Here is a 10310-nt window from a genome sequence, read left to right as displayed (position 1 = left end):
ACCCTACCTCATGCAAGCTCCGATCCATGCCAAGGTCGTCATCATTGGTTCTGGCCCCGCGGGATACACCGCGGCGATCTACGCCGCGCGCGCGATGCTGGAGCCGGTGCTGATCCAGGGCATCCAGCCGGGCGGCCAGCTCACCATCACCACGGACGTCGAGAACTATCCCGGCTTCGCCGATGTGATCCAGGGCCCCTGGCTGATGGAGCAGATGGAGAAGCAGGCCGCCCACATGGGCACCAAGATCCATACCGATCTCGTCACCAAGCTCGAGCTCGGGCACCGCCCGTTCCGACTGACCTGTGATTCCGGCGACGTTTACCTCGCCGAAACCGTGATCCTCGCCACCGGCGCGCAGGCCCGCTGGCTGGGTCTGCCCTCAGAGGAGAAGTTCAAGGGTTTTGGCGTCTCGGCCTGCGCCACCTGCGACGGTTTCTTCTATCGCGGCAAGGAGGTCGTTGTGGTCGGCGGCGGCAACACCGCGGTGGAAGAGGCGCTGTTCCTGACCAATTTCGCTTCGACGGTCACGATCGTGCACCGCCGCGATCACTTCCGCGCCGAGCGCATCCTGCAGGAGCGGCTGTTCAAGAATCCGAAGATCAAGGTGGTGTGGGACTCGGCGATCTCTGAGATCCGCGGCGAGGACAACCCGGCCAAGGTGACCCATGTGCGGCTGAAGAACGTCAGGACGGGCGCATTGACGGACATTCCCGCCGACGGCGTGTTCATCGCCATCGGGCATGCGCCGGCGACCGACCTGGTGCAGGGCCAGATCAAGCTGAAACCGTCGGGCTATGTCGAGGTCGCGCCGAACTCGACCGCGACCTCGGTGCCCGGACTGTTCGCGGCCGGTGATGTCGCCGACGAAACCTATCGGCAGGCCGTCACGGCCGCCGGCCTCGGCTGCATGGCCGCCCTCGAAGCCGAACGATTTCTCGCCTTGCGCGCCAATGAACGCGCCGCTGCGGAATGATGATGACCATGCCCAGATCACGCGACGGATTTACCGATATGGATTGGGACAAGCTGAAGGTGTTTCACGCCGCAGCGGAAGCCGGAAGTTTCACGCATGCCGGCGAACAGCTCGGACTGTCGCAGTCGGCGGTGTCGCGCCAGGTCTCGGCGCTCGAACAGGAACTCGCGGTGTCGCTGTTCCACCGTCATGCGCGGGGCCTTATCCTGACCGAGCAGGGCGACCTCTTGTTCCGCACCGCTCACGATGTCTTCATGCAGTTGCAGGCGGCGCGCGCAAAACTGACCGACAGCCGCGAGCGGCCGAGCGGCGATCTCAAGATCAACACCACGCCCGGTGTCGGCATCAACTGGCTGATCCCGCGGCTCGGCGAGTTCACGGCGCTGTATCCGGAGATCCGCATCCAGCTGATCGTCAATGACGAGGAACTCGATCTCTCGATGCGCGAAGCGGACGTCGCCATCCGCACCCGCAAGCCGACGCAGCCGGACCTGATCCAGCGAAAGCTGTTCTCGATCGGCTTCCATGCCTATTGCTCGCCGGACTACATCAAGCGCTTCGGCACGCCGCGCACGCTCGACGACCTCGACGCCCATCGCATCATCATGCTCTCGGACGGCCAGGTCGCGCCGCACCTGCAGAACCGCAACTGGCTGATCGAGGCGGGCCGCAACGGCTCGGGTCCGCGCGAAGTCTATTTCAGGGTCAACAGCATTCTGGGCCTGGTGCGCGCCTGCCAGCAGGGCCTCGGGATCGCGGCACTGCCCGATTATCTGGTCGAGGAAAATTCCCGCCTCGTGCAGCTGTTCGGCGAATCCGATTCGATCGCGCTCGACACCTACTTCGTCTATCCCGAAGAATTGAAGACGGTGGCGCGGGTGCAGGTGTTCCGCGACTTCGTGGTCAGCAAGGCGCAGCGCTGGCCGTCCTAGAGTGCTGGTAAGGTTGAATCGCGTTCGTTGCTTTAGATTCTTGTTTGCGCATCATCTTCTCGAAAAAACCTTCGCACTTTACGCTAACGCGGCCCTTCGGGTCCGGATCGTGCGCGGGATAGAAATTCTCTAAACGCCTCGCGCCGCGGAACGCGCATGACGTTTGGACCGGCCGATATTTTGCGCATGACTGACATGCGGCTCGGATGCTTGCCGCATGACGTAGCCGCGCACCATAATGCGTGCGTGCTGAGGCGTTGCTCCGCGCTTTGTCCCCCTCCTCCAGCGAAGCAGCGGTTCAGTAATCCCTCTTGGAAGGTGATTGTGTCGGCCTCTATTGGCCAATACCTAAGCCGGGCTCCTTCGAGCCCGGCTTTTTTTCCGGGTTGCGGCCGGACTCCCTCACTCGTTGTGCGTTATCGTGCTTTGGGTTCCAACACCCGTTGACAGATTCGTGCGCGCACCGCATGCTATGATCATGACGAAGACCTTCCGCGCCGCCCGCCATTGGAAAAAAGCTCTCTTCCCGGGGAGTTCAGGTCGGCGCGCGCGATAACATCTTCGTCAACAGCCGACCCGAAAAACCCCGCCGCCAGGACGGGGTTTTTTCTTGCTCCGTCTCCGGCACTCCACCAGGAGGAGATGTGAGTGATGACCGATCTGCCGACCCAGTTGCGCGGCCTGTGGCTGCCGCTTGTCACGCCGTTCCGCGACGGCGCGCTGGACGAGCCCTCGTTACGCCGGCTGGTGCGCCACTATGCCGGCCGCCAAATCGACGGCTTCGTGCTCGCCGCGACATCGGGCGAAGGCATGACGCTCGAAGGCGACGAGCTCGAGCGCATCGTCGCTTTGGTCCGCGCCGAACTCGCCAGCGAGCGGCGCGCCCTGCCGGTCTGTCTCGGCCTCTCCGGTGCCGGGACGCGCAAGCTGATGGCCGAGCTCGATCGCACGGCGAACTGGCCGATCGATTTCTATCTGATCTCGAGCCCCTATTATGTCAGGCCGTCGCAGCGCGGCCTGTGGCAACACTTCAGTCTCTTGGCGAGCCGCGCCGCCCATCCGATCGTGCTCTACAACATTCCCTATCGGAGCTCCGTCAACCTCACCAACGACACGCTGCTCCGCCTTGCCGAGCATCCGAACATCGCGGGCTTGAAGGACTGCTGCGCCGATCGCGCGCTGTCCGCCGAGCTGCTGCGCAAACGACCTGCAGGATTTCGCGTGCTCACCGGCGAGGACGCCGACTATTTCGATGCGCTTGCCGCCGGCGCCGACGGCGCGATCCTGCTCGCGGCCCATGTCGAGACCGATACGTTTGCCGCGATCCGCAGCCATCTGCAGGCCGGCAATCGCGCGGCGGCCGAGGCCGCCTGGCGCGAGGTGCGCGAGCTCACACGGCTGCTGTTCGCCGAACCAAGCCCGGCTCCGGCAAAATACTGGCTGGCGCGCAGCGGATTGATCGCGAGCGCCGAAGTCCGCTCGCCGATGGTCGAGGTCTCGACCGAGCTGGCGGCGCGGCTGGAGCAGGAAATGTCGCGGCGCGGCGCGCTCCGCCGGCCGCGGCGCGACCTCGTGGCGTGAGGGCGTGCATCGTCATCCCTGCACCGTCATTCCGGGATGGTCCCAGCGGATCCGCGCGAAGCGCGCCGGTAGGACCAGACCCGGAATCTCGAGATTCCGGGTTCGCGCTTCGCGCGCCCCGGAATGACTGAATCAGACAGAGCGACTTCCCATTCACGGCCATGGTTGATTTCAGGTTGCGCCGTCGCCTCGGATTGAACCGGCACGACAGCGCATCCTTAAGCCGCACCGTCTATGCTGCACCAAAAGCTGGAGGAAACATGGTGCGAAGAGCGATGCGTACGGCCGCAATAGTGGACGAGATCATTCGGGACGTTCTCTTGGTCTCGTCATTCGGCTTCTGGGCCGTTCTGCTCGGCTTCTTTCCGGTGCTGGCCTATCACGGATTTATCGGAAATTGACGAGCTGTGGTTAACCGCGCCTCACGGCGCGGCGCCCAAAGCCGGGAAGATTGAAGAAAAGCTTCTTAAAAACTTGCACGTAAAAGGCGGTTCAGAACAAGCCGCAAGAAGTCTGCAGAAGCAGGGGGACGCGACGTGAAGACCGAACACCATCCACTCCTCGACCAGCGGGGTTTTTCGACCGCCGACATTCTCTGGGCGATCGGGATCTGGTCGGTGATCCTGTGCCTGTCGCCGGTGATCGTGTTCTACGTGCTGATGGTCGCCTGAACGTCGGGCGCAGGCGCGCAAGCGAGCCGCGCGCTCAACGCGCGCAGGATCGCACGGGACAATCGCCAGCCGCAGGATCTGTGATGTTGCGTCGTCATCGGGCGCCCGGCTTGTTTCAAGGGGACAGGCGCCCGCATCATCACAAAGCGAAGGTCAAGTACCAACTTGGCGGCAACAAACGTCAGAACAAATTGAGCAGTATCTCCGTCCCGGTTGCGAGCCGGAAGAGACGGAAGTTCAGGCCGCCTGCTTGTGCATGGCGCCGGACGCGGACATCGTGCCGCGAATGGCTTTGACGGAGCGTTCGATCGCAGCCCACAACCGGCCGATCTCGGCCGCCGCGCGGCCTTCGGCGGAATATTCGCGCGCGCCCTCGCCGTGGCTGAGCGCCATCAACAGATCGGCACGGTTGGTGATCTGCCCGCCCCACACCGGCGCACGGAACTTGGCCAGCGCCTCGCGCGCGATCGACACGATCGGGCTTTCCGCATCATCCCTGCGTGCCGGCGCGCCGTTCAGCACCACGGCATAAGGTTTCCGTGCCGCGCGACAGGTCTGGATCGTTTCCTGCACCGCGTTGACGTCGAACACGCCGGGCCGCGCCGGAATGATCACCAGCGTCGCGTTCTTGATCGCGTCGTCGACCACCGCGGACAGGTTCGGCGGCGTGTCGATCAGCACCCATTCATAACCATCGCGCCTGGCGGCCGCGACGATCGCGCCCACGGAATTGACCGCGGTCTTGATCGGCGGCTCGTTGGTGCCGCGCAGCTTGTGCCAGAGCGTGAGCGACCCCTGCGGATCGGCATCGATCAGCAAACAAGCCTTGTTTGCCTTGATCTGCGCAGCAAGATGCGCGGCGAGCGTGCTCTTGCCCGAGCCGCCTTTACGCGATGCAAAAACAATGACGTTCATACCTCGGCCTCCAGATTGACTCCCCACCCGCAAAAATGATCCACCGGCCTGATTCGTGGAAGGAAAATCTGCCGGCCGCGATCGCGTAATCACTGATTGATGTCGTGCTTTGGCTTTTGAGTCACAGGAGTTCCGCAGCAATGCTGCGGGTCGGCAGCACGCTCATCTTGGACTCCACTTGAACTCCGTAATCAAACGGATGTTTGGTCTTGCATCGGCAAGCGGTGCTGAAGAAGAGGCAAGAGAACGAACGAGCTGCTTCACGATTACCGGTGCGATCTCTATTTGCCTCAACGTCAGGCTTTCGGGCAACGCGCGAAAACCGCGCCCGCTGTCGCAGCGACGCGCGCGATCAAGCCTCGCGCTTCGCCGGCTTTTTCGATTTGCGCGTTTTTGCGCTCACAGCCTTGTGCTTCGCGGCCGGTCTGACGTTGTCGGCCCTGGCTGCGGCACGGGAAGGCGGCCCGAATTGCGCGCGGCATTCCGGCGAAAGCTGCCTCTTGTTGCGGATCATGCAGGCGGTGACCCGATCGACATCGGGGATCTCGGAACTGCAGAGCCGGAAGGCATCCCCCGTGCAGGCCTGCTGCTGCTCGGGCGTATAGGCGCGAGCCGCGATCGGCAGCATCGACGCCGAACACAGGGCCATGAGCGCGCCCGCGGCGCGCACCCAGCCGGATCCGAAATTGCGCATCATCCCTCCCCAGCCTTTCTCAAATTGTGGGTGAATCGCTACACCCTGACAAGCAATGCGTGCAAGGACAGGCGCGACAATCGCCCGCCAGTGCGGCGATTTCGGGGGATCGATCAAGCCTGCCGGGGCGGAACTGGACGCGGGGACTCCGGGCGGCGAGTTCGACCGCGGGCTTCCAGCCGAAAGCGCCAATCGAACCCAAACGCTCGCAGTCCGTCGCGGGCGTCCAGTCGTCGAGTTCGCCGATCATGATCAATGCAGGAACGATGAGTTCCTCGGAGGCAACGCCGCAAAGCGGGTAGTAGGCCACGGCGGCCTTGAACTTTCGATCCCGGGGGACGTCAAAGATTTCCGCCTGATGGTTCGACGCCAACTGCAGCGCAACCATTGCACCCTGCGAATATCCAACAACCGCGATACGTTGAGAATCGACGAAGGGAAGATTGGAAAGATAGGATAGCGCGCCTAAAGCATCACCTTGGCGGGTAAGCAGCAGGCCCGGCGTCACTTGGGTGCAGGCGTTCTTGATGCCACGGGTCGCAAAGCTATCCAGCATAAGCGAAGCCCCGCGCGTTGTACGTTCGGGCGTCTTCCGAAAGTCCATCGCATCGGTGGAGATACACAATGGCGGAAAATGGGCCGTCGCCCTCAGGTTTCGACAGGTAACCCTCAATCGTTTCAGACTCTGCTTTCGGCGTTTCGCCACGTTCGCGCGCCAGGCGCTGCTGGAGTTGGCCGACGTGAACGGGAGCACTTTCGAACCTGACCAATTCTCCCGCCAAGATGGCGACGTTGGTGGAAAGGCATGCAACGAACACTGCTACACCGAGACATGCTTTGGCTCGTGTAACCATTTTCCTTCGCTCCGCTTCCCGAACGGAGTCAGCGTAGCAGGCTCATGTCCGCCCATCCACACCGTAAGTCTAAGAACTGCACGGACACTTATAGCCGGCGTAAACGAACGAACGCCTGTCCTCAGCTTTCAGGGGGTGGACCGGAAATGGTCGACGCACGGCCAAATCGACGCGAATGGCAAGGAGACACTAACCACTCGCTTCGATAGGCCACGCCAGCTCGCGCGCGACCAAAGCAATTCAGTGTTCCGAGCGCAGGGCCGCCTCGACGCGCTGGAGCAGCCGCTCCCGTAGGTCAGGCACCACGACCCCGCCGAGCAGGAGGAAGACGCGGGCGATCGGCAAATAGGGCTGCATCGCCGCCGTCAGCGCCGCAGGGGCTATGCCGGCCAGCCGCGCATACTCCGCCTGCAGAACCGAATTGACCGTGGCCCGCTCCGGATCGTCGGCGTGCTCCGGGCCAAGCTCGGCAAGCAGGACATGGCAGTTTGCAATTTCGTAGGCGGCGGGCGCGCGAGCCGCGCCGAGCCAGTCGATCAGTCTTGGACCCTGAGCCGTCATGATCACGTTGCGGGGCTGAAGATCGGAATGGCACAGCACGTCATCTGGCCCGAGGTGCTCGATCAGCGCGAGGACGCCGGTGGTGATGCGCTCCGGAAGCACGCTGCCGCCGAACCGCAATCTGGCGTCCATCGCCTCGCGCAGCGAGAGTGCGTCCGGCGGCGGTCGCGTCTTGTGAACGGCAAGGCAGAGCGTTGCAAGGATTGCGCCCGCTTGTTCGCGCGTGATGGCGCCGGTGCGCGTAGCCTGCATCAGGGTCGGCCCATCGAACCGCGGCAGCACGATGCCGAAGCGGCCGTCCAGGGTGACTTCGCCGAGCACCTCCGGCGCCGGACCGCCGGCGGCGAAGACCGCGCGGGTCATTTGGGTCTCGTGCTGGACGACCCACTGCGGGATACCTCGCTTGGACAACTTGACGACCTGACCGGGCGCCCAGGCGTGGACATCAGCGAAGACGCCTTCGCCGATCTTCTCTCCCAGCGATCCCTGCATGCCCGTTCTCCGCACAGAGGAAACACCGGCGGCGAGCAAAAAGAAACCCCCCTTTGCGGGGCCGCCGGACACTACGATCTTTCCACCTACAGAGATCTTCGTCCACTTCGCTAAATGGTGCCAAGTCCGGTTTTGGCCCAACTGAGAAATCTTCACCGCGGAAATCGATGTCTGCTATCGGAGGTAGTGCAGGTCAGATTTGCTCCGAATGAGACTTTCGGCCCCTGACTCTGAGCTGACCTGATGCTGATTCCTCGCCTGCGCGATTGGAAAGGTTCACGCCCGCTGTCGGGCTTGCAAGGTCTCGTTCGTCCTCTGGGTGGGCGCTGCCGAGTTGGGTCCAGGTCGGTTTCGCCGGTGGCGCCGGTCAAGCCCAATGACATGGAGGATGCCATGACTCACGGAATTTTCGTCTGGAATGAGCTTTATACGCGGGATGTCGAGGCGGCCAAGGCGTTCTATGCCGCGACAGTCGGCTGGAGGTTCGAGGGCATGCCGATGCCGGACCGGGACCGCACCTACTGGATCGCCAAGGCGGAGGGCAAGCCGGTCGCCGGCATCCTCGACATGCGCGGAATCGTTCCCGATGGCGATCCGCCGCACTGGTTGAGCTATCTCGAAGTCGACGATGTCGACCGGCGCATTGCCGAGATCGAGAGAAATGGCGGCAGGATCGTCCGGCAGCCGTTCGACGTCCCCGATTTCGGGCGCATTGCCATCGGGGCGGACGCGACCGGTGCATTCATGGCGTGGGTGACCACGAAACGCTGAGCCGCGGACTCCGAAGCCGCCCGTCAAAGCTGCCAATGAGGCTCTCGGAAAGTGTGACTGCCGGAATGAGCCAAGTGTGGCTTGTGCCCGACTAATTGATCGAACACGCAGCAATTTGTTGCGATGCATGCGTCCGGAAGTGACCCTTGGCAGACTGCTCACGTTTCTCTAGGAAGCATCCGCTTCTGGCCCGACCGCGAAGTGCGGCTAGCGCATCTTCTGCCGTGATATAGTCTGCCTCGTGGGAGGTCTTATGGTGTTCAAATTTCAGGCCGGCATGGAGATGTACGAAGTCGTCTGGGAGCGCGACGGCGAAACGCTCCACGTGACGATCCTTCACGCGGCAGACGAGGCTGGAGCCATCTGCCGAGCAGAAGAAATGTTCGCGGACCATCCCGAATTGGACTTTGATCGCAGTGGTGCCACGGTGCGCGCTCGCCTCCACAGAGTTGCCATTTCTTGGCGAGGACGACGTTAGCGAAAGGCGCCTTTGGCGCGATGCCCGCGTATATGGTCGGCCCCTAGTCGTTTCGGATGTCGCCTGTTGGCCCGAAGCGGCAGTCCCGGAATGTCTGCTCTAACGCTGCTGTTGGGGCCTAAGCGGACATCATCCTCGCGCTGGTCTATAGCACACGCCCTAGACCGTTGTTTGTTTCGTACGATGCAATTCGCGGGATCGCCGCCGCTTGACCGTATCATCCGGCAGGCGGCGTTTCTGCTCTTAGAAATTCGTCAACTTGGCTCTTGCTCAGAATGGTTTCGACGCCGCTCGCGATCCGTTCGATGATGTGGCGCGCCGTTCTGGCGTCTTTCCTATCCTCGATGGCGACCAACCGATCGTATTCTTCTTGGGACGGGTTCACGATTTTATTCCCTCTTGAACTGATGCACGATTACTTCGCCCGTTGCCGCCCTCGCCCCCGTCTTTGCATCAAGCAATACACGCGCGGTCGCGCCGGGATCAACTTCCGCATTGCGGTCTCCAGGGCGGCATGGCTCTGCGGCGGCCGTCATCATGAGGCGACATGTGCGCCGCGCGTCCCCACCTCCGCCTCCCACTCGCCAAGCTGAACCTTCGCTTCGTGGCGGGGCGTGTCTCCCGGCAACTTCAAGTGCGCTTCGCGGCGTACGCCGTACAGCCGCGCGTACTCATCGCGCACGTCCTCAGGGATGCCCTTGCGGGCAAACCACCGGCCATCGCTCGCCCGATTTAACGCGACCATCCGTAGTGCCATTTGTACGCCCTTTTGTATTGTAAGGCGCGCAAATATGCTCGGTCTATCAGTAAGATGCTGGATGTGCGGGGCAATTTAGGTGGATTGGTACAGTTGGGTGGATTCGAACCACCGACCTCCTGATCCACAGTCAGGCGCTCTAACCAACTGAGCTACAACTGCATCCGGACCGGCCGCCTCCCAGATGAGGCGCCGAGCGGGGCGGAAACTAGTGTGGCGGTGCAGAATTGGCAAGGCTGCATCCGGCCCGCTCCCGCCCATTCCGCAAAACTTCCGCCGATTGAGTTTGGGGCTGCCCCCTCCCCCCGAAGCAAGTCGGGCCTGCCCGTCTTGCGCAAACCTGAAGTGCGCAACCCGGGAGGGGACGCACCTCCGATGCGGCTGCGCACCGACAAGGCGGCCTCAAAATGGCAAGCCCGGGCGACCGGCCCGGGCTTGCAGGGAACAGCTACGCAATCGACGTCCGCGAACAGGCCTTGCCCGGCTGAACGTCAGCCGATGCACCTGCACCGATCAGGCAGCCGGCTTAAACAGCTTTGACGCATTGCTCTTGATCGGCTCCATGGTGTCGGAGGCGATCTTCTGGCTGAGCTCGCCCAATTCCTTGGCCTGGGCGGCGTAGGTCTCG

Annotated in this window: 12 protein-coding genes, 1 tRNA gene and 1 pseudogene; 7 read left to right on the top strand and 7 right to left on the bottom strand. The window is 62.7% G+C overall.

Translation table 11 applies throughout. The features are described 5' to 3' along the window. The first annotated feature begins 10 nt into the window (after nucleotides 1-10). The 5 genes from trxB to JOZ76_RS36980 all read left to right on the top strand — a co-directional run bounded on the left by trxB (nucleotide 11) and on the right by JOZ76_RS36980 (nucleotide 4160). On the top strand, nucleotides 11-976 hold the full coding sequence (trxB, locus tag JOZ76_RS37000) for a thioredoxin-disulfide reductase (protein ID WP_291706312.1): 966 nt from the start codon (nucleotides 11-13) through the stop codon (nucleotides 974-976). 8 nt (nucleotides 977-984) lie between these two features. Beyond that, nucleotides 985-1908 (top strand): LysR family transcriptional regulator, encoded by a 924-nt coding sequence (locus JOZ76_RS36995; protein WP_291706310.1) that lies wholly within the window; start codon nucleotides 985-987, stop codon nucleotides 1906-1908. Between the two features lie 651 nt (nucleotides 1909-2559). Beyond that, nucleotides 2560-3489, top strand: coding sequence for a 4-hydroxy-tetrahydrodipicolinate synthase family protein (locus tag JOZ76_RS36990; RefSeq protein WP_291706309.1), 930 nt, complete (start codon nucleotides 2560-2562; stop codon nucleotides 3487-3489). 161 nt (nucleotides 3490-3650) lie between these two features. Continuing rightward, entirely contained in the window at nucleotides 3651-3890 is a 240-nt protein-coding gene (locus JOZ76_RS36985; protein ID WP_291706308.1) for a hypothetical protein, read from the top strand. Nucleotides 3891-4025: 135 nt separating this feature from the next. After that, nucleotides 4026-4160: a TAL effector repeat-containing protein gene (locus tag JOZ76_RS36980; RefSeq protein ID WP_291706307.1), complete on the top strand. Its 135-nt coding sequence runs from the start codon at nucleotides 4026-4028 to the stop codon at nucleotides 4158-4160. A 237-nt stretch (nucleotides 4161-4397) separates the two neighbouring features. Here JOZ76_RS36980 and JOZ76_RS36975 read toward each other — a convergent pair whose 3' ends face one another. The 4 genes from JOZ76_RS36975 to JOZ76_RS36960 form a co-directional block, all read right to left on the bottom strand. Beyond that, nucleotides 4398-5075, bottom strand: a complete 678-nt coding sequence (locus JOZ76_RS36975; protein WP_291706306.1) for a ParA family protein — start codon at nucleotides 5073-5075, stop codon at nucleotides 4398-4400. 352 nt (nucleotides 5076-5427) lie between these two features. Next, nucleotides 5428-5769 carry a hypothetical protein gene (locus JOZ76_RS36970; protein WP_441300163.1) on the bottom strand — a complete coding sequence of 114 codons (342 nt, stop codon included), beginning with the start codon at nucleotides 5767-5769 and terminating at the stop codon, nucleotides 5428-5430. A gap of 19 nt (nucleotides 5770-5788) precedes the next feature. Further along, nucleotides 5789-6325: a dienelactone hydrolase family protein gene (locus JOZ76_RS36965; RefSeq protein ID WP_291706305.1), complete on the bottom strand. Its 537-nt coding sequence runs from the start codon at nucleotides 6323-6325 to the stop codon at nucleotides 5789-5791. A gap of 538 nt (nucleotides 6326-6863) precedes the next feature. Beyond that, entirely contained in the window at nucleotides 6864-7676 is an 813-nt protein-coding gene (locus tag JOZ76_RS36960) for a phosphotransferase (RefSeq protein WP_291706304.1), read from the bottom strand. A gap of 393 nt (nucleotides 7677-8069) precedes the next feature. Between JOZ76_RS36960 and JOZ76_RS36955 the strand changes: the two genes are divergently transcribed. Then, nucleotides 8070-8447: a VOC family protein gene (locus JOZ76_RS36955; protein ID WP_291706303.1), complete on the top strand. Its 378-nt coding sequence runs from the start codon at nucleotides 8070-8072 to the stop codon at nucleotides 8445-8447. Nucleotides 8448-8700: 253 nt separating this feature from the next. Next, nucleotides 8701-8925 (top strand): hypothetical protein, encoded by a 225-nt coding sequence (locus tag JOZ76_RS36950; RefSeq protein ID WP_291706302.1) that lies wholly within the window; start codon nucleotides 8701-8703, stop codon nucleotides 8923-8925. 217 nt (nucleotides 8926-9142) lie between these two features. On the opposite strand, the gene JOZ76_RS36945 is transcribed toward JOZ76_RS36950, so the two are convergent. The 3 genes and pseudogenes from JOZ76_RS36945 to JOZ76_RS36935 all read right to left on the bottom strand — a co-directional run. Then, nucleotides 9143-9310 carry a hypothetical protein gene (locus JOZ76_RS36945; RefSeq protein WP_291706301.1) on the bottom strand — a complete coding sequence of 56 codons (168 nt, stop codon included), beginning with the start codon at nucleotides 9308-9310 and terminating at the stop codon, nucleotides 9143-9145. Between the two features lie 457 nt (nucleotides 9311-9767). Then, a tRNA-His gene (locus JOZ76_RS36940) sits at nucleotides 9768-9844 on the bottom strand. 351 nt (nucleotides 9845-10195) lie between these two features. Next, nucleotides 10196-10310: pseudogene (locus tag JOZ76_RS36935) on the bottom strand (phasin); the annotation flags it as partial.

Source organism: Bradyrhizobium sp. (assembly GCF_019244115.1).
Classification (GTDB): Bacteria; Pseudomonadota; Alphaproteobacteria; order Rhizobiales; family Xanthobacteraceae; genus Bradyrhizobium.
Note: the sequence above shows the minus strand (reverse complement) of the source record. Positions and strands in the feature narration are given on the sequence as shown.

Excerpts from the sequence above, each read along its gene's own strand:
- JOZ76_RS36955 (WP_291706303.1), top strand. The coding sequence starts at position 8,070 with ATGACTCACGGAATTTTCGTCTGGAATGAGCTTTATACGCGGGATGTC.
- JOZ76_RS36975 (WP_291706306.1), bottom strand. The coding sequence starts at position 5,075 with ATGAACGTCATTGTTTTTGCATCGCGTAAAGGCGGCTCGGGCAAGAGC.
- JOZ76_RS36950 (WP_291706302.1), top strand. The coding sequence starts at position 8,701 with ATGGTGTTCAAATTTCAGGCCGGCATGGAGATGTACGAAGTCGTCTGG.
- JOZ76_RS36970 (WP_441300163.1), bottom strand. The coding sequence starts at position 5,769 with ATGCGCAATTTCGGATCCGGCTGGGTGCGCGCCGCGGGCGCGCTCATG.
- JOZ76_RS36990 (WP_291706309.1), top strand. The coding sequence starts at position 2,560 with ATGACCGATCTGCCGACCCAGTTGCGCGGCCTGTGGCTGCCGCTTGTC.
- JOZ76_RS36995 (WP_291706310.1), top strand. The coding sequence starts at position 985 with ATGCCCAGATCACGCGACGGATTTACCGATATGGATTGGGACAAGCTG.
- JOZ76_RS36965 (WP_291706305.1), bottom strand. The coding sequence starts at position 6,325 with ATGCTGGATAGCTTTGCGACCCGTGGCATCAAGAACGCCTGCACCCAA.
- JOZ76_RS36960 (WP_291706304.1), bottom strand. The coding sequence starts at position 7,676 with ATGCAGGGATCGCTGGGAGAGAAGATCGGCGAAGGCGTCTTCGCTGAT.
- trxB (WP_291706312.1), top strand. The coding sequence starts at position 11 with ATGCAAGCTCCGATCCATGCCAAGGTCGTCATCATTGGTTCTGGCCCC.
- JOZ76_RS36985 (WP_291706308.1), top strand. The coding sequence starts at position 3,651 with ATGGTTGATTTCAGGTTGCGCCGTCGCCTCGGATTGAACCGGCACGAC.